This window comes from Arthrobacter sp. AIWTK1, assembly GCF_056680535.1.
In genome coordinates this window covers 4,512,088-4,530,429 of the sequence record NZ_CM155287.1, presented here as the reverse complement: position 1 = coordinate 4,530,429, position 18,342 = coordinate 4,512,088, and the positions used below count along the sequence as shown (strand labels likewise).

Here is an 18,342-nt window from a genome sequence, read left to right as displayed (position 1 = left end):
CACAAATTGCATCCCGGGCTACATCAAAGCGGCTGGTCCCCGCTTCCGGGTGCCTTGGCCTTCTTCTGCGACTCCAGCCATTCCATGATGGCCGCCAGCCGGATCCTCCGGTGCGTGCCGCGGTACTCCACCGGAATTTCCCCGCGGTCCGTCATATTGCGAAGGTACGTGTGCGAAATTCCGGCGAGTTCCGCGGCCTGTGACGTGGTCAGCATTTCTTCAACGCTGCTGACCGTCACTGCCTCGCCGCGGCTGAAGCGGCTCAGGAGGTCCACGACGGCGTCCCGCGCCTGGGGCGGCAGCCGGTGGACCGTGCCATCCACAAACACGGTGATGTCGTGGCTGCCGTTCAGGGCATGCTGCAGTTTCAGGGCTTCGTCGCCGGGGAGCCCGGCCGTCACGCGGGGAGCAATCAGTGCCATGCGGAAATCCTAGCGCCCCCGGCGTGAGCCGGCCGGTATCGATGGTCCAGTAACGACGCCGCTATTCGGCGTCGAGGTCCGTCTCCAAGAGGGTGACCAGCGCATCCAGTGCCTGGTTTGCGCCGTCGCCGTCGGCCCGCAGCACCACGACGTCGCCCTTGGCCGCCCCCAGCGTCATCAGCGAAAGGATGCTGGCGGCGTCGAGGGCTTCCTCCGCCGGCTCGCCCTGCATGGAAATGGTGACGTCAACGCCGGCATTGCCGGCCGCTTCGGCGAACAGCGCGGCAGGGCGGGCGTGGAGGCCGGAGCGGCTGGCGATGGTTGCGGTACGTTCTGGCATTGCTTCTCCTGATGGATTGTCGGTGGGCGGCTGTTAGAGGCCGAGTTCGGCGAGTACGGGCAGCTTTTCGCGGACCCATGCCCGGGCTTCGGTGGCACTCGGTGCGGACAATGCCAGTTTGGCCAGGTCCTGCGCTTCGGCCAGCGTGACAGTCTTGAGCACCGCAGCCACGGCCGCCAGGGACCGTGCGGTCATGGACAGCGTGGAAACGCCCAGCCCGGTCAGCACGACGGCGAGGGCAGGGTCCGCCGCCGCTTCGCCGCAGACGCCCACGGGTTTGTTGTGGCCCTCTGCGCGCGAGCCCTCAACAGTGAGCCCGACGAGGCGCAGCACGGCGGGCTGCCAGGGGGTGTTCAGTGCGGCCAGCGGGCCGAGCTGCCGGTCCGCCGCCATGGCGTACTGCGTGAGGTCGTTCGTGCCGAGGCTGGCGAAGCCCACCTCGCGCAGGATCGCCTCGGCCGTCAGCGCGGCAGAGGGGACTTCCACCATCACGCCGGGGGTCTTGATCCCTGCGTCGGCGCACATGGAGGCAAAACGGGCGGCCTCTTCCGCCGTGGAGATCATCGGGGCCATGACCCACACGTCCGCTTCGGACTGCTTCTCGGCCTGGGCGATCGCTTCCAGCTGGCGGTCCAGGACGCCCGGGGTGGTGAAGTCCGTGCGGTAGCCGCGGACCCCCAGGGCCGGGTTGGGCTCGGTGGAGTCGGTCAGGAAGGGGAGGGGTTTGTCGGCGCCGGCGTCGAGCGTCCGCAGCACCACTTTCTTGCCCGGGAAGGCATCGAAGACGCTCTTGTAGGCCGCTGCCTGCTCTTCCACGGTGGGCTCGGTGTCCCGTTCCAGGAAGCAGAATTCGGTGCGGAACAGTCCCACGCCCTGGGCGCCCAGTTTGGCGGCCGCCTCGGCATCCTTGCCCCCGCCAACGTTGGCGAGGAGGGGCACGAGGTGGCCGTCCGCCGTCGCGCCCGTTCCGCTGAACTCGGCGAGCAGGGAAGCAGTGGCTGCCCATGCTTCCGCTGCGGCACGCAGTGATTCGTCGGGTTCGGCCGTGATGGTGCCGGCCGCGCCGTCCACATAGACCTCGGTGCCGTCCGGGAGTTCGTCCACTCCGACTGCCGCCACCACGGCCGGCAGGCCAAGGGAGCGGGCAATGATCGCGGTGTGGGACTGGGGGCCGCCGCCGGCCGTGATGAGTGCCAGGACCTTGTTCGGGTCCAGGGTTGCGGTGTCGGCGGGCGCCAGGTCCTCGGCCACCAGGACGAACGGTGTGCTGGAGGCGGGGATGCCCGGCGCGGGAACGCCCCGCAACTCGGCGACGATGCGTGCGCGCACATCCAGGACGTCCGTGGCACGCTCGGCCATGTAGCCGCCCAGGTTGTGCAGCATTTCAGAAACGGAGGAGCCGGACTCCCAGATGGCGCGCTCACTCGAGACGCCGCGGGCAACGAGCTTGGCCGCGCCCTTGATGAGCATGGTGTCCTTGGCCATCAGTGCCGTGGCTTCCAGGACGGCCTTGCCGTCACCCGTGGCGTGGGCGGCCCGGGCCTTCAGTTCGTCGTGCACGGCCTGGGAGGCCGCCTTGAGGGCGGCTGTCGCGTCCTCGGCCGTGACGCCGGCGGGCAGCTGTTCGCCTGCCGGCGGCTCACTGATGGGCTTGGGCATCTGGCGGATGGTGCCGATGATCCGGCCGGGGCTGACGCCTACTCCTTGGAAGTTCTGCACTGAAGGTCCTCGTTCTCTGCCGTAAGCAGGCCCCGCCATTCGTTGCCCGGGCGATTGCCCGGACCGTCGCGACGGCTACGTCCGACGGCTTTTGCGGTGCCTGAAAAAATTGTATGTGATGCAGTTCATATAGCGGTGCTATAGGTGATAGGGTAGCGGTTATGAGTTTCGATGGCCAGCTACCGCCCAAAATGAGGTTGTTGCGTGCGGCAGCCGAGTTGCTGGCCAACTCCGGGGGCGCGCCTGTTTCCACTCGCCAGATCACCCAGCTGGCAGGGGTCTCCGCTCCCACTCTGTATCACCACTTCGGTGACAAGGAAGGGCTGTTCGACGCCGTCGTCGCGGCGGGTTTCGAAGAATATGTGGCCGGCGAACGCGACTTCGCGCCGTCCGGACATCCGCTGGAAGACATCCGACGGATGTGGGACAACCATGTCCAGTTCGGGCTGAACCAGCCGGAATTGTATTTGGTCATGTTTGGCAACATTCGTCCTGAGAGCCGTCCGGCCATCGTTGCCGATGCCGAGGCCCTCATGGAGGAAATGCTGAACAAAGCTGCTGTGGCGGGGCAGCTGAACGTCCAACCGCGTGAGGCGGCCAGGAGCATCCTGGCGGCGAACGTGGGAGTGACGCTCATGCTGATCGCGGAGCCTGCCGCGGAACGCAACCTTGAACTGTCCACCATGACCCGCGACGCCATGATTTTCGCGGTGTCCGCGGAGCAGGCAAATGGCGCCGGCCCCGATACGTCCGGGAAATCGTCGGTAGTAGTCGCAGCAATCGCTTTGAACGCCGCGCTCCAGGCATCGCACTCGGATCAGCTCTCCAGCTCGGAACTCAAGCTCTTTCTCGAATGGCTCCACCGGATCTCCACCAGTTCCACCAGCTAGTCGTCGAAAATATCGGACCATCCTGCGGTGCAGCAGGAATCACGGTTAGGAAATCACATGGCAACAGAGACAGTTGCAAAACCCCGCACCAGCCTGCGGGTTGGCGTCCAGAAATTCGGGACGTTCCTGTCCGGAATGATCATGCCCAACATCGGCGCCTTCATCGCCTGGGGCATCATCACGGCCTTCTTCATTCCGGCTGGCTTCACTCCCAATGAGGAACTGGCCAAGCTCGTCGGCCCCATGATCACCTTCCTGCTTCCGCTATTGATCGGCTACACCGGCGGCCGCATGGTCCACGGCGTCCGCGGCGGTGTTGTTGGCGCGGCCGCAACCATGGGTGTGATCGTCGGTACGGACATCCCCATGTTCATCGGCGCCATGATCATGGGCCCGCTGACCGCCTGGATCATGAAGAAGCTGGACAAGATCTGGGAAGGCCGGGTCAAGCCGGGCTTCGAGATGCTGATCGACAACTTCACTGCGGGCATCGTGGCCGCGGCCATGGCCATCGTGGGCATGCTGGTAATCGGCCCGGTGGTGAAGGCCTTCAGCAACGGGGCCAGCTCCGTCGTCGAATTCCTGGTCAACAACGGCCTGCTGCCGTTCACCAGCATCTTCATCGAACCTGCCAAGGTCCTGTTCCTGAACAATGCCGTCAACCACGGCATCCTGACGCCGCTGGGAACGGAACAGGCACTGCAAAACGGCAAGTCCATCCTGTTCCTGCTCGAAGCCAACCCGGGCCCCGGCGTGGGCATCCTGCTCGCCTACATGATCTTCGGCAAGGGCCTGGCCAAGGCGTCAGCCCCCGGCGCCGCCCTGATCCAGTTTGTTGGCGGCATCCACGAAATCTACTTCCCGTTCGTGCTGATGAAGCCCATCATCATCCTGGCCGCAATCGGCGGCGGCATGACCGGCATCTTCACGCTGGTGCTCACCGGCGCCGGCCTCCGCTCCCCGGCGGCCCCGGGCAGCATCATCGCCGTCTTCGCCGCGACAGCCAGCGACAGCTACTTCGGGGTGGCACTGTCCGTGCTGCTCGCCGCCACGGTGTCCTTCCTCATCGCTTCGGTGATCCTGAAGTCCAGCAAGACCCCCGTGGGTGAAACCGAGGAGGACAGCCTGAGCGCCGCCACTTCCCGGATGGAATCCATGAAGGGCAAGAAGAGCTCCATCTCCTCCACCCTGACCGGTGCCGGGGCAACCACCGCCGTCATGGCAGGTCCCATCAAGAACATCGTGTTCGCCTGCGACGCCGGCATGGGCTCCAGCGCCATGGGCGCCTCGGTGCTGCGGAACAAGATCAAGGCGGCCGGCTTCCCCGACGTCAAGGTCACCAACTCCGCCATCGCCAACCTGAGCGACACCTACGATGTTGTGATCACCCACCAGGACCTGACCGAGCGGGCCAAGCCCGCTACAGCCAGTGCCGTACACGTGTCCGTGGACAACTTCATGAACAGCCCGCGCTACGACGAGATCGTGGAGCTGGTCAAGAGCAGCAACACCGAAGGAACGGGTGGCGCAGCGGCTCCCGCTGCCGTCGCGGCGCCAGTGGCAACCGCCGCCCCGGCAACTGCTGAAGCCGCACCGCCGTCGGACATCCTGGTGGCTGACAGCGTTGTGCTCAACGGCACCGCCACCACCCGTGATGCCGCTATCGACGAAGCGGGCCGGCTGCTGCTGGACCGCGGCGCCGTGGACAGCGGCTACCTCGATGCCATGCACGAACGCGAGGAATCCGTGTCCACGTACATGGGCAGCTTCCTGGCCATTCCGCACGGCACCAATGCCGCCAAGGACCACATCATGAAGTCCGCCGTGTCCGTGATCCGTTATCCGAACGGCATCGACTGGAACGGCAAGGAGGTCAAGTTCGTGGTGGGCGTGGCCGGAATCAACAATGAGCACCTGCAGATCCTGTCCTCCATCGCCAAGGTCTTCACCAACAAGGCCCAGGTGGCCCAGCTCGAGGCGGCCACCACGGTGGACGAAGTGCTGGAACTGTTCGGAAAGGTCAACGCATAGTGAAGGCTGTCCATTTTGGGGCCGGGAACATCGGCCGGGGCTTCGTGGGCCTGCTGCTGCACCAGGCAGGCTATGAGCTTGTGTTTGCCGACGTCGCGGATGAGCTGATCTCGCAGCTCGCCGCCGCGGACAGCTACGACGTCCACGAGGTGGGGGAAAACCCCACGGTCCGGACCGTGGACAACTTCCGGGCGCTGAACTCCGGAACCCAGGAGGCGGACGTCGTGGCGGAAATCGCGACGGCGGACGTCGTCACCACCGCGGTGGGTCCGCACATCCTGAAGTTCGTGGCGCCCGTGATTGCCAAGGGGATTGCCGCGAGGGCTGCCGGGCTGGCTCCGCTGCAGGTGATGGCGTGCGAGAACGCCATCAACGCCACGGACATCCTGCGGGACGAAGTGGCGGCGCAGTGGGATCCGGCGGCCGGCCCGCTCGAGGCCGCGGCCGTGTTCGCCAACACGGCGGTTGACCGGATTGTCCCCAACCAGGAGCCGGGCATGGGCCTGGATGTCACGGTGGAGACGTTCTACGAGTGGGTCATCGACCGCACCCCCTTCGGGGACAATGTGCCGGTCATCCCGGGTGCCACGTTTGTGGACAACCTGGAGCCGTACATTGAGCGGAAGCTGTTCACCGTGAACACCGGACACGCCTCGGCTGCGTACTTCGGGTTCGAAGCAGGGCTTGGCAAGATCTCCGAGGCCATGGCCGATCAGGACGTCGCCGCGGATGTGCGCGCCGTCCTGGATGAGACCAAGGAGCTGCTGATCCACAAGCACGGCTTCAACCGCGAGGAGCAGGAAGCCTACGTCGAGAAGATCCTGGGCCGCTTCACCAACCCGCACCTGCCCGATACCGTGAACCGGGTGGGCAGGGCGCCGCTGCGCAAGCTCAGCCGGCACGAGCGCTTCATCGGCCCGGCCGCGGAACTCGCCGAACGCGGAATCGTGCCCGAGGCGCTGCTGGGAGCCATTGCCGCTGCCCTGCGCTTCAACGATCCCGCCGACGCGGAGGCGGCTGAGCTGGCGCAGATCGTGGCATCGTCCTCGGCTGCAGAGGCCACGGAGAAGGTGACCGGCCTGACGCCAGAACATCCGCTCTTCGCGGCCGTCGAGGCGCTGGTGGAAGAGGTCAAAGCGGAGGTCAAGGCTTAGCGTTGGCTGTGGCAGGCTGGACGCGTGACTTCCGAGCAACAAGACCAGCCCGAGCGGCACGCCCTGTTCACTCTCGACGTCGACGGCGGCACCTTCCGCCTCCGCCACGCGACGCGGGCGGACCTGCCGAGGATCCTGGAGCTGCTGGCTGACGACCGGCTGGGTGCAATCCGCGAAGACACCTCGGATATGGATCCGTATGAGCGTGCCTTCGAGGCGATCGACACAGACCCGGCCCACCTTCTGGTGGTTGGCGAACTACTGGAGCCGGGGGAGCTGGACGGAACGATTGTGGCCACGTTCCAACTGAGCTTTATCCCGGGCCTCTCCCGGCGGGGGTCTTGGCGCAGCCAGATCGAAGCCGTCCGCGTGTCGGCAGGTATGCGCGGCCTCGGGATCGGCGCCGCCATGGTCATCTGGGCAGCGGACGAGTCCCGCCGGCGGGGTTGCTCGCTCATGCAGCTCACCACCGACAAATCGCGTAAGGATGCCCACCGCTTCTACGAACGCCTGGGATTCGAAGCCAGCCATGAAGGCATGAAACTCCCGCTCTGAGGTCCCGTGAGGCCGCCAGAGTGAGAGAGGAGAGCGCTGGGGTTTTTCCTGCAACAAGTGAGAGAGCGTCCGGCTGGTTTTTAGGTACCCTAACTGTTAGGCTACCTAACTATGAACAGCCTTGAGCCCGCTCCTGCCGCCCTGCATTCCCTCGCCCAGGACTTCCGGGAAGCGCTCCGCCACAGCGTCTACCTCGTCCGCCGCCTTGACGCGGAAGGCGAGCTCAGCGCCGCGCAGCTCAGCACACTCAAAATGCTCCTCGGCGACGGCGTCCGGGTCGGCGAAATTGCCAGGAACCTCGGCGTCCGGGTGCCCAGCGCCACCGAGCAGATCATCAAGCTCGAGAAGGCCGGCCTCGTCCGCCGCGACCCCGACCCGGACGATTCGCGCGCCGTGCGGGTTGTGCTGACGGCGGAAGGCCGTGCCGCCGTCGACTCCGCCAATGAACGGCGCAATGCCGTCATGGCGGGAATCCTCGAAACGCTCACCGACGATGACCGGCGGGCCCTCGCCGCCGCGCTGCCGGTGATCGAAAAGATCAACGGAACACTTCACAACTAACACCCAAGATTTAGGAGTGCCCTTCATGGAAGGCCAGCTCGCCGCCACGCGGCCAGCAGTAGAAGAAACCCTGGAAGCCGAGAAGGCCTCCTTGCTCAAGCAGCCAAAGGCGGTCTGGGCCACGGCCCTCGCCGCGGTGTTCGCGTTCATGGGCATCGGCCTGGTGGATCCGATCCTCCCGGCGATCGCCAAGAACCTGGATGCCACTCCCAGCCAGGTGTCGCTGCTGTTCACCAGTTATTTCATGGTCACCGCGGTGGCCATGCTGATCACCGGCTTTGTGTCGTCCCGGATCGGCGGCAAGAAGACCCTGCTCATCGGCCTGGCGGTGATCGTAGTCTTCGCCTCCCTGTCCGGAATGTCAGGCAGTGTGGGTGAGCTGATCGGCTTCCGCGCCGGCTGGGGCCTGGGCAACGCGCTCTTTGTGGCCACCGCCCTCGCCGTCATTGTGGGCGTGGCCAGTGGCGGGGCCGGAACGGCGATTATCCTCTACGAAGCGGCACTGGGCCTTGGCATCTCCCTCGGCCCGCTCCTGGGCGCCCTGCTGGGCGGCTGGCAGTGGCGGGCACCGTTCTTCGGCACCGCCGTGCTCATGGCAGCAGCCTTTATCGCCCTGATCGCGCTGCTCCCGAAAACGCCCCTGCCCGAGCGGAAGGTCCGGCTCCGCGATCCGCTGCTCGCCCTGGGCCACAAGGGACTGCGCACGACGGCGGCCAGCGGCCTGTTCTACAACTACGGCTTCTTCACCATCCTGGCTTTCACGCCGTTCATCCTCGGCATGGACGCCTACGGCATCGGCGGGGTGTTCTTCGGCTGGGGCGTGGCCGTCGCGGTCTTTTCGGTCTTTGTGGCGCCCGTCCTGCAGAACCGGTTCGGCGCCACCAAGGTGCTCACCGGCACCCTGGCCGTCCTGATGCTGGACCTGGCCGGGCTCGGACTGGCCGCCGGGCACTCGGTTCCCGCCGTCGTCGTACTGGTGGTCGTCTCCGGGGCGCTGCTGGGCATCAACAACACGGTGTACACGGAACTGGCCATGGGCGTTTCCGACTCGCCGCGGCCGGTGGCGTCCGCCGGCTACAACTTCGTGCGCTGGATGGGCGGTGCCCTGGCGCCCTTCGCTGCCGCCCAGCTTGGTGAGCACTTCGGTCCGCAGGTTCCGTTCTTCGCCGGGGCGCTGGCCATGGCGGTGGCCATCGCGATTGCCTTCGGCGGACGCCGCTACCTGGCGGCCCACGAACCCCATGTGGTCTAACCCCACCGGACGCTCTCTCACTTTTTGACGCTTTTCCACAAACGCTCTCTCACCCCGGTTCAGCGGGTGAGAGAGCGTTGGTGTTTTATGCGCAACAAGTGAGAGAGCGTCCGGGGGCGCCGGAGCCGGACGCCTAGACCTTGACGGTCCCCTTCGGCACGAACAGCGTTTCCGCCTGCTCCAGGGACATGCCGTTGGTCTCCGGCACCTTGAACATCACGAAGAAGAACGACGCCGCCGCGAACAGTGCGTACATGGCGTACGTCAGCGGCAGCGAACCTGCCGCCATCACGGGGAAACTCAGGGTGATGGCGAAGTTGGCGATCCACTGGGCAGCCGCGGCGAGGCCCAGGGCACGGGCCCGGATCCGGGACGGGAAGATCTCGCCCAGCAGCACCCACACCAGCGGGCCCCACGAGGCGCCGAAGCTGACCACGAAGACGTTCGCGGCCACGAGGGCAACCGGGCCCCAGGCGCCGGGAAGCGAGATCTGTTCGCCGGATCCCGTGGCCGAGGCGAACGCCAGGGCCATGGCCCCCAGCGAAACAGCCATGCCCACGGAGCCGGCCAGCAGGATGGGGCGCCGGCCGATGCGGTCCACCAGCGCGATGGCTACGAGGGTGACCAGGATGTTGGTGACGGACGTGGCCACCGAAATGGTGAGCGAGTCCTTCTCCTGGAAGCCCACGGCCTTCCACAGGGTGGTGGAGTAGTAGAAGATCACGTTAATGCCCACGAACTGCTGCAGCACGGACAGCGTGATGCCGATCCACACCACGGCCTGCAGGCCGAAGACCTTCCCGCGGAGCGAGCCCTTCTGGCCCGCGAGCTTGTCTTCCTCGATGGCGGACTGGATTTCGCGGATGTGGCGGTCGGTGTCCTCTGCCGGGGCGATGGTTTCGAACACCTTGCGTGCCTCGTCCTCCTTGCCCTTGAAGACCAGGAAGCGCGGGGATTCGGGCAGGGTAAAAGCGATCCAGCCGTAGACGACGGCGGGCACGGCGCCGGCGAGGAACATCCACCGCCAGGCCTCGAGGCCGAGCCAGAGCGGCTGGTCCGCGCCGCCTGCCGAGTTGGCGAACAGGGCATCCGAGAGGAGGGCTGCGAAAATACCCGTGGTGATGGCAAGCTGCTGCAGCGACGCGAGCCGGCCGCGCACGTGCCGCGGCGAGATCTCCGAAATGTATGCCGGGGCAATGACGGACGCCAGGCCGATGCCGAGCCCGCCCACCAGGCGCCAGAAGATCAGGTCCCAGACGCCGAACGCAAAGCCGGTGCCGGCGGCGCTCACCAGGAACAGGACGGCGCCGAGTTTCATGGCAGGGATGCGGCCGTACTTGTCGGCCACCTTGCCCGCCAGGAAGGCGCCGGCCGCGCAGCCCAGGAGTGCTACTGCCACGGCGAAGCCGGTGACGGCCTCGCTGAGGGCGAATTCATCCTTGATCGCGTCCACTGCGCCGTTAACGACGGAGGAGTCAAAGCCGAAGAGGAACCCGCCCACCGCTCCCGCGATTGCGAGGCCGATCACCTTGCGGGGAACGCCAGGGCGGCCTTCGGTGCTGGATGTGGACATGGATCTCCCTTGGGCTTTTGATGCGTTGGGTTTTTAGCTGTGCGGACATCGTTGACCACGGAACCGGCCCTGCTGGCCGGCGCACACGCGCTAAACAGTGTGCCACTTCACGCTCTGCGGTTCCACTTAGGGGCGCGGGCCGGCGACGGCGGGGCGCTGCCGCCGTCGTCGAAAAACACGGGGGACACCACAACGGCAGGCAGCCCGAGAGGCTGCCTGCCGTGACGTGCATGCGCGGTAAGGGCCTAGTGGGCCGGGACGGACTCAGATCCTGCTTCGTGCGAAGCTGCCTTCGGATCCGTCAGCTTCTTCTTCGGCAGCGCGAAGCTGATCAGGAAGGCGATCCCGGTGAGCACTGCCGCGGTGAGCATCACGGCGTCGATCGACTGCGCGAAGCCCTCGGTGATGGGGCGGGTGAGCACGGGGTTGGCCGTGTGCAGCCAGCTGGTGTCGTTGAGGGAGTCGTTGGTGGCACCGTTCTGGAAGAACTCATAGAGCTTGGCATTGGCGGGATCGGCGGCCACGGCGGGGTCCTTCAGGACCTTGAGGTAGTCGGCGTTCTGCATGGCGTCCTTCATGCCCGTGGCGATGCGGTCCGCGGCCAGGCTGAACAGCATGGAGATGAAGACCGCTGTACCTACGGCGCCGCCCATGGACCGGAAGAACGCCGCGGAGGAGGTGCCCACGCCCATGTCCTTCGGCGGGACGGAAACCTGCATGGCCAGCGTGAGGGGCTGCATGCAGAAGCCCAGGCCGAGGCCGAAGAACACCGCTATGACGCCCGGAACCCAGAGCCCGGTGTCCACGCCCAGCGAGAAGCCCATCACGAGGGCCGCAGCGGTCAGCACGGCGGTGCCCAGGATGGGGAAGATCCGGTAGGTGCCGGACGCGGAGATGGTCCGTCCGGCGGTGATGGAACCGGTGAGGATGCCCACGGTGAAGGTGATCATCATCAGGCCGGCTTCGGTGGGGGTGAGGCCCTTGACCAGCTGGAGGTACATCGGAAGCATCGCGATTGCGCCGAACATGCCGATGCCGATGATGAAGTTCAGCAATGAAGAGAGGCCGAACGTGAGGTTCCGGAAGAGCCGCAGGGGTATCAGGGCGTAGTCACCGGCGCGCTTCTCGGCCAGCAGGAACGCGATGATGCCCACCAGGCCCAGTCCGATGCACAGGAGGGATGCCGCCGAGGTCCAGCCCCAGCTGCGGCCCTGTTCTGCCACCAGCAGCAGCGGAACGATGGCCAGCGTGATGGCCGCGGCGCCCCAGTAGTCGATCTTCTGCTTGACGTGCTTGGCGGGCAGGTGCAGGTAGAGGAAAACCACAGCCAGTGCGGCCAGGCCGATGGGCAGGTTGATGAAGAACACCCAGCGCCAGCCGTCGAAGCCCAGAATGTTCGCCGACCCGGCGAAGGCGCCGCCCACCACGGGGCCAAGGACGGAGGAGATGCCGAAGACGGACATGAAGTAGCCCTGGAACTTGGCCCGGTCCTTCAGGGCAACAATGTCGCCGATGATGGTCAGCGCGAGGGCCAGCAGGCCGCCGGCGCCCATACCCTGGATGCCGCGGGCGATGGCAAGTTCGGTCATGGAATGCACCGAGCCGGCGTACAGGGACCCCGCCAGGAAGATCACGATCGCGGCCAGGTAAAGCGGCCGGCGCCCGAAGATGTCGCTGAGCTTGCCGTACAGGGGCGTGCTCACCGTGGACGTGATCAGGTACGCGGTGGTGGCCCAGGCCTGCAGGGAGAGCCCGTCGAGGTCGTTGGCGATGGTGTAGATCGACGTGGACACGATGGTCTGGTCCAGCGAGGAAAGGAACATGCCGAGCATGAGACCCACCATCACTGTGATGGTCTGACGCTTCGTCAGGACGTCCCCGGATACGGGCCCGGCGGCGGTTTTGGACATGACTGCTCCATTACAAAGAAAAGGGGATCAAGCTTGATAGTTGCTCTCAGTAACTATCTTACGGTGCGATTTGTTCCCTTGGCCCTGCGAAGCCCCTGCGAAATGAGGAATTTACCTCAGCGTTCCACCAGGATCCCGTCCGGATCGCACCAGATCATGGCGCCCGGACGCACCTTGACGCCGTCGATGTCCAGTTCCACGTCCGTTTCGCCTGCACCGGTTTTGGCGCTTTTGCGCGGATTGCTGCCGAGCGCCTTGACGCCGAGCGGCAGGTCGGCCAGGACCTCGCGGTCCCGGATGGCCCCGTTGATTACGACGCCGGCCCAGCCGTTTGCGACGGCGCTCGCTGCGATCATGTCCCCCATCAGGGCCGTCCGCAGGGAACCGGCTCCGTCCACCACCAGCACTGCGCCGTCGCCCGGAGTTCCAAGAGTGGACTTGACCAGGGCGTTGTCCTCAAGGCATCGGATGGTGCGGGCCGGCCCGCTGAAGTGCGAGAGGCCGCCCAGCGACTGGAACTGGAGCGCGATGGAATCGAGTTCCTCGCCCCGTTCGTCGTAAAGGTCGGCGGTGTTGATACTGCGGCTCTCGGGGATGCCTGCGTTGTCGGTCTCTGGCGTGTCTGCGGAAGCGGTCACGGGTCCTCCTTGGAATCGGCTGTGGACAACCCGCACGCGGGCTGTGATGCCCACGATAGTCTGATCGGACACCAATCATCAGTTCCTGGGGGAGCCGCAATGAGTCTGTCCGATCTGCCGGGGCACGTCCCGGATCCTTCCGGCACTGCCGCGTTGCCCGGCGGAGGTTCGACGGCTGCGCTCGCCGAACCGGAGCGGAAGGTCACCGCGCGCTGGGTGACCGGATTGGTGCTGGTCAATGTTGGGATCAACGCCGCCTTCTTCGGCCCCATCAACGTGTTCATCGGCCAGCAGGCCATCAGCATCGACGCGCCCAGCAAGGAAGCCATCCTGTCCCTCGTGACCGGCTGTGGCGCTGCTGTTTCGTTGGTGGCGAATCCGCTCTTCGGGGCGCTGTCCGACCGCACGGTCTCTGGTTTCGGCCGGCGCGCCCCTTGGGTTCTGGCGGGGGCGATCCTGGCTACCGCTGCACTTCTGGCCATGTCCGGTGCGACTGCCGTCGCACTGATGGTCCTCTTCTGGTGCCTGGTCCAACTCGGAGCCAACGCAGCCTACGCAGCCATTACGGCGGCGGTCCCGGACCGAGTGCCGGTGCCGCAGCGGGCCACCGTGGGCGGCCTTGCGGCCATGGGCCAGACCGTGGGCATACTCATCGGCGCCGTTTTCGGTGCCGTCGTCTCAGGAAACTACATGGTGGGGTATTGGCTTTGCGCCGCAGCGCTCCTGCTGTCCATCCTGCCCTATCTGTTTCACCGGAATGATCCCGTGTTGCCGCTGTCCGCCCGCCCGCCGTTCCACTGGAAGACCTTCGCCAAGGGCTTCTGGATCAGCCCTGCTCGGCATCCTGATTTTGCCTGGGCCTGGCTCACGCGCTTCCTGATGAACGTCGGAAACCAGCTGACCATCGTGTACCTTCTTTTCTTCCTCCGGGACATCATCGGGCATGAGGAACCGGCGCTGGGAGTGCTGATCCTCACCGGAATCTATGCGGTCATGGTAATGATCACGGCCGTGCTGGCAGGTCCGTGGAGCGACCGCGTGGGCAAGCGCAAACCGTTCGTGATCGTCTCTTCCGTGACCATCGCCATGGCGGCACTGATCATGGCCTTTTTTCCGGTCTGGCCGGGTGCCCTGGCCGGGGCCGCGGTTCTGGGTATTGGATTCGGGGCGTATTTGGCGGTGGACTTTGCGCTGCTGACCCAGGTGCTCCCGCAGGCGGCGGACCGGGGCAAGGACATGGGGGTCATCAATGTGGCCAGCTCGCTACCGCAGGTGTTCGCGCCGGCGATCGCTTTCCTGTCCATCCAGTACTTTGGGGGATACGTCACGTTGTTTTCCGCCGCCGCCGTGATCGGACTGCTGGGCGCGGTGTTCGTGGTGAAGATCAAGGGCGTGGACTAAAACCAGGCGCATTGCGACGGTCCGGGGCCACACCGTTTTGAGTAATCGGCGCACAGGTTGGCCCCAAGACCGGTGCCGTATAGTGGACTCGAATTGCTGCGGCAGTGCTCTGATGGGGATCGCCTGACCGCTGAACGAAACCCACTCCCGGAACGCTGCTGATGCTTGAACTCAATCCAGATCTTCCCCCCATGGCCTTGCCGCCGACCCTGCCCAGACAGCAGATCCGCTACGCCCGGATCCTGGATGCCGCGGCAGGATTCGCCCGTAAAGGGCTGGATTCCGTGAGCCTGTCCGAGGTGGCCGCCAAGGCCAATGTCCCGCTGGGAACCCTGTGCCGTTATTTTCCTTCCCCCACCCATCTGATGCTGGGCCTGTACCGGAAGCAGCTGGGCGAGCTGCAGGTGGGAAGCTGGCCCGAATCCGGCGTCCGTTCCCTGACGGGCGTCATGATGGAGATCTTCCACATGCGGCTGATGCAGCCGGCCGTGGAGCAGTGCCTAAGCCAGGGCATCTACGCGAAGGACAAGGACACCACGGTCCTCCTGCGGGAGATCGACGTCATCGCCGAGCAGGCGGTCACCGTGGCAAGTGACGACGCCGCCAAGTCACGTGTGCTGCTGCTGACCGTTTCCGGCCTGGTGCAGGCCGTGCGCTGCCGCCGGCTGTCGTTGTTCGAAGCGGAGGAAGACCTGAAGAAAGCCTGTTCACTGCTCACCCGGTGCTAGCAGTACTCCGTAACTGGTCTAGACCAGCATGGGCCGTTCTGCGGCAAATTTAAGTGACGTGAGTCACTCATGGATATGATAAAACGTTTTATCACGTCCGGTGGTCGGCCCAGTGTCCATTCACCTCCCGCGCATCGCTTTACCATTGCAGGACCGGAGTGGGTAGCAGCCCGTACCTCGCAGGAGCTTCACCGCGGCCCCACCATCCCTTGGGCCGCAGAATTTCCAGCACGCCCATCTTGAGCCTCCTATGTGCTTGAGCCTTTTTGTGCCGTGCGCCCACGGCTAGCCCCAGGAGACAACGACGTGTCCACTGAAACCATCTCTTCCGCCGACGGCGTTTCCGCCGGAACCGCCTCCGCCGACGAGTCAACCGTGCTGACCGACCAGGAGATCTTCGAAGCCCACCAGGGCGGCAAGTTGTCCATCTCCAGCACGGTCCCGCTCGCGAGCAAGCGCGATCTCTCCATTGCCTACACTCCGGGTGTGGCCCAGGTCAGCCGCGCCATCCACGCCGAGCCGGAACTCGCCAAGACCCTCACCTGGGCGCAGCGCCTGGTTGTTGTGGTCAGCGACGGCACCGCCGTGCTGGGCCTCGGCAACATCGGTCCCAGCGCCTCCCTGCCTGTCATGGAAGGCAAGTCCGCACTGTTCAAGGCTTTCGGCGACCTGGACTCCATCCCGCTGGTCCTCAACACCACCGACGTGGACGAAATCGTGGAGACCCTCGTCCGCCTGCGCCCCAGCTTCGGCGCCGTGAACCTGGAGGACATCTCCGCTCCGCGCTGCTTCGAGCTTGAGGAAAAGCTCATCGAGGCCCTGGACTGCCCCGTCATGCACGATGACCAGCACGGCACCGCCGTCGTGGCCCTCGCAGCGCTGACCGGTGCCGCGAAGGTGACCGGCCGCGAACTCGAAGGACTCCGCGTGGTGGTTTCCGGTGCAGGCGCCGCCGGCATCGCCGTCGCCGAAATCCTGCTCACCGCCGGCATCCAGGACGTCGTCCTGCTTGACTCACGCGGCGTCATCAACAAGGACCGCGCGGACATTGCCGCCGATCCCGCCAGCAAGAAGGCGCAGATGGCGCAGCGCAGCAACCCGCGCGGCATCACCGGCGGCCCCGGCGAAGCGCTGCTCGGCGCCGACGTGTTCATCGGCGTATCCTCCTCGAAGCTGGACGAGGAGCACCTGAAGCTCATGAACCACAGCTCCATCGTGTTCGCGCTCTCCAACCCGGACCCCGAAGTCCTCCCGGAGGTCGCCTCGCGTTACGCAGCCGTTGTGGCCACGGGACGCAGCGACTTCCCCAACCAGATCAACAACGTGCTGGCCTTCCCGGGAATCTTCCGCGGGGCGCTGGACGCCGGTGCCCGCCGGATCACGCCCGCCATGAAGCTTGCCGCAGCCCGCGCCATCGCTGAGCTGGCCGAACCCGAGCTGTCCGCCGACTACATCGTGCCCAGCCCGCTGGATCCGCGCGTCGCTCCGGCCGTTTCCGCCGCCGTGGCAGCAGCGGTCGAAGCGGAGTAACCGCGGAGTATCCTCCGCCAGGAAGTTCGACGGCGGTGCCTCCCGTGCTGGGGAGGCACCGCCGTCGTCGTTTGTGAAAGCAGGCGTTGTCCCCGTGCCTTCTCCGGGCAACCCTAGACTGGGGGCATGAACCCCGAGATCCTCGTGACTGTCCTCTGCGGCCTTGCCATCCTGGTGGGCGTCGCCGGCACTGTTATCCCCGTGCTGCCGGGCAGCATCCTCATCGGACTCAGCCTGCTGGCCTGGGCCATCTGGGGCGGCGCCGGAACGGCCGGCTGGGTGGTGTTCGGCGTGGGCCTGGCCTTCGTGCTGGCGGGAATGGCGGCCAGCGCCGTGCTGACGGGACGGAAGCTCCGGGAACACCGCATCCCCAGCCGCAGCGTGGCGGCAGGGCTCGTCTTTGGCGTGGTGGGCATGTTCCTCATTCCGGTGGTGGGCCTTTTCGTGGGGTTCGCCGCCGGCCTGCTGCTCAGCGAGTCCCACCGCACCCGCGATTTCCGGACCGCCATGACCACCAGCTGGGCAGCCTTGAAAGCCACAGGCGTGGGCATGCTGGTGGAGTTCGGCCTGGCCTGCCTTGCCGCGAGCACCTGGGTGATCGGCGTCTGGGTGGCCGCGGTCAGTTAGTCCTCCCAGCGGCCGCCAAGCGTGCACCACTAGCATGGAAGAATGAGCGCCGGACAGACCTCAGGACCGATCTATCGCGACAACCGCGACCTGACCCCGTTCGGCGACGCCCAGGTCCGGACGCCGGTGCGTGACATCGCCGACGGCGTGGGCGGGATCCTGCAGAGCGCCCTGGGCGGCCGGAACGCTGCACTCCTCAGCGTGGACGGCCCGGTCCCCAGGCTCAAGCGGCTCCCGGGGAAAGCTGCCAAGGCCGTCTATGACGCGATCTTCCACAACACCGACCCCAACCGGCTGATTGCCGCAGGCCGTGCCTATCCCGGCTGGGCCGGGCTCTGCTACGTCATGGCCGGTCTGCTCGCGTACAAGCAGGGCGGCTACCTGCGTGCCTCGGAGCTCCTGCAGCGGGGCCTCACCACCAGGAACGACGACGACGCCAACCAGTTCGCGTCCGGCTACCTGACGCGCGTGGTCACCCGGGTTGAAGTTGCCGAACGCATGGACGTTCCGGTGCTGTTCAGCGAGGAGGCCGTGTTCCTGGCGCTTTCCCACTCATTGCGGGAAACGGGCCACCTTGAGGCCGCGCTGCAAACGGTGGCCGCGCTGCCGCCGTCGCTTCCTGCAGCGTTGGCCCGCTGCTCGCTGGCGCACTCCCTGGGCCGGGACAAGGAGGTGGTGGTCTGGACCGAGGGTCTGCTCAATTCCGATGACCTCGCGGCAGCGCTGCTGCTGGTCCGCGCCCGTTCCCTCCGGCGGCTGGGAGCCAACACTTCGGCCCAGTCGGCCCTGAAGGAGGTGCTGCGGCGCCGGAAGACCCATCTTGCGCTACGCAACGATGCCCTCACGGACCGCACCCTGCTGCTGCTGGACAACGGCCGCAAGTCCCTGAACCCGCGGGACTGGCTGCGGGGCCGGCCCGCCGAACTCGAGACTTTCGAGGTCATCCGCAAGGACGTTGAGGAGCGCAGGCTCTGGGAGCAGGAATGGAAACAGCTGGACCGGGAATGAGCG

General features: G+C 66.0%; 17 protein-coding genes. 11 read left to right on the top strand and 6 right to left on the bottom strand.

Features of this window, described 5'->3' with window-relative positions:
* Positions 1–23 precede the first annotated feature (23 nt).
* From AC1MDG_RS20750 to ptsP, 3 genes are all read right to left on the bottom strand, one after another.
* Complete coding sequence (locus tag AC1MDG_RS20750; protein WP_479806566.1) at positions 24–422, bottom strand: helix-turn-helix domain-containing protein; 399 nt, start codon at positions 420–422, stop codon at positions 24–26.
* 61 nt (positions 423–483) lie between these two features.
* Positions 484–762, bottom strand: coding sequence for an HPr family phosphocarrier protein (locus AC1MDG_RS20745; RefSeq protein WP_479806564.1), 279 nt, complete (start codon positions 760–762; stop codon positions 484–486).
* A gap of 33 nt (positions 763–795) precedes the next feature.
* Positions 796–2,481, bottom strand: a complete 1,686-nt coding sequence (ptsP, locus tag AC1MDG_RS20740) for a phosphoenolpyruvate--protein phosphotransferase (protein ID WP_043485493.1) — start codon at positions 2,479–2,481, stop codon at positions 796–798.
* Positions 2,482–2,642: 161 nt separating this feature from the next.
* Here ptsP and AC1MDG_RS20735 point away from each other — a divergent pair, with 161 nt between their 5' ends.
* The 6 genes from AC1MDG_RS20735 (at position 2,643) to AC1MDG_RS20710 (ending at position 8,924) form a co-directional block, all read left to right on the top strand.
* Positions 2,643–3,371 (top strand): TetR/AcrR family transcriptional regulator, encoded by a 729-nt coding sequence (locus AC1MDG_RS20735; RefSeq protein ID WP_043485492.1) that lies wholly within the window; start codon positions 2,643–2,645, stop codon positions 3,369–3,371.
* A 57-nt stretch (positions 3,372–3,428) separates the two neighbouring features.
* On the top strand, positions 3,429–5,402 hold the full coding sequence (locus AC1MDG_RS20730; RefSeq protein ID WP_479806561.1) for a PTS mannitol transporter subunit IICBA: 1,974 nt from the start codon (positions 3,429–3,431) through the stop codon (positions 5,400–5,402).
* Positions 5,402–6,556 (top strand): mannitol-1-phosphate 5-dehydrogenase, encoded by a 1,155-nt coding sequence (locus AC1MDG_RS20725; RefSeq protein ID WP_479806559.1) that lies wholly within the window; start codon positions 5,402–5,404, stop codon positions 6,554–6,556. The genes AC1MDG_RS20730 and AC1MDG_RS20725 overlap by 1 nt, the downstream gene beginning before the upstream one ends.
* A gap of 24 nt (positions 6,557–6,580) precedes the next feature.
* Positions 6,581–7,111 (top strand): N-acetyltransferase family protein, encoded by a 531-nt coding sequence (locus AC1MDG_RS20720; protein ID WP_479806557.1) that lies wholly within the window; start codon positions 6,581–6,583, stop codon positions 7,109–7,111.
* 111 nt (positions 7,112–7,222) lie between these two features.
* On the top strand, positions 7,223–7,672 hold the full coding sequence (locus tag AC1MDG_RS20715) for a MarR family winged helix-turn-helix transcriptional regulator (protein WP_479806555.1): 450 nt from the start codon (positions 7,223–7,225) through the stop codon (positions 7,670–7,672).
* 25 nt (positions 7,673–7,697) lie between these two features.
* Positions 7,698–8,924: an MFS transporter gene (locus tag AC1MDG_RS20710; protein WP_479806553.1), complete on the top strand. Its 1,227-nt coding sequence runs from the start codon at positions 7,698–7,700 to the stop codon at positions 8,922–8,924.
* 133 nt (positions 8,925–9,057) lie between these two features.
* On the opposite strand, the gene AC1MDG_RS20705 is transcribed toward AC1MDG_RS20710, so the two are convergent.
* The 3 genes from AC1MDG_RS20705 to rraA form a co-directional block, all read right to left on the bottom strand.
* Complete coding sequence (locus AC1MDG_RS20705; protein WP_479806551.1) at positions 9,058–10,497, bottom strand: sugar porter family MFS transporter; 1,440 nt, start codon at positions 10,495–10,497, stop codon at positions 9,058–9,060.
* Positions 10,498–10,742: 245 nt separating this feature from the next.
* Complete coding sequence (locus AC1MDG_RS20700; RefSeq protein ID WP_479806549.1) at positions 10,743–12,407, bottom strand: MDR family MFS transporter; 1,665 nt, start codon at positions 12,405–12,407, stop codon at positions 10,743–10,745.
* Positions 12,408–12,523: 116 nt separating this feature from the next.
* A complete protein-coding gene (rraA, locus tag AC1MDG_RS20695) occupies positions 12,524–13,045 on the bottom strand; it encodes a ribonuclease E activity regulator RraA (RefSeq protein ID WP_479806547.1) in 522 nt (173 codons plus the stop codon).
* Positions 13,046–13,144: 99 nt separating this feature from the next.
* On the opposite strand from rraA, the gene AC1MDG_RS20690 reads away from it, so the two are divergent.
* The 5 genes from AC1MDG_RS20690 to AC1MDG_RS20670 all read left to right on the top strand — a co-directional run bounded on the left by AC1MDG_RS20690 (position 13,145) and on the right by AC1MDG_RS20670 (position 18,339).
* Positions 13,145–14,446 carry an MFS transporter gene (locus AC1MDG_RS20690; RefSeq protein ID WP_043485477.1) on the top strand — a complete coding sequence of 434 codons (1,302 nt, stop codon included), beginning with the start codon at positions 13,145–13,147 and terminating at the stop codon, positions 14,444–14,446.
* Between the two features lie 161 nt (positions 14,447–14,607).
* On the top strand, positions 14,608–15,174 hold the full coding sequence (locus tag AC1MDG_RS20685; protein WP_479806544.1) for a TetR/AcrR family transcriptional regulator: 567 nt from the start codon (positions 14,608–14,610) through the stop codon (positions 15,172–15,174).
* A 321-nt stretch (positions 15,175–15,495) separates the two neighbouring features.
* The gene (locus tag AC1MDG_RS20680; RefSeq protein WP_479809153.1) at positions 15,496–16,704 is read left to right on the top strand and encodes an NAD(P)-dependent malic enzyme; all 1,209 of its coding nucleotides are present in this window, start codon (positions 15,496–15,498) and stop codon (positions 16,702–16,704) included.
* Positions 16,705–16,830: 126 nt separating this feature from the next.
* Positions 16,831–17,331 carry a DUF456 domain-containing protein gene (locus AC1MDG_RS20675; RefSeq protein WP_479806542.1) on the top strand — a complete coding sequence of 167 codons (501 nt, stop codon included), beginning with the start codon at positions 16,831–16,833 and terminating at the stop codon, positions 17,329–17,331.
* A 42-nt stretch (positions 17,332–17,373) separates the two neighbouring features.
* Positions 17,374–18,339, top strand: a complete 966-nt coding sequence (locus AC1MDG_RS20670) for a hypothetical protein (protein ID WP_479806540.1) — start codon at positions 17,374–17,376, stop codon at positions 18,337–18,339.
* Positions 18,340–18,342 lie beyond the last annotated feature (3 nt).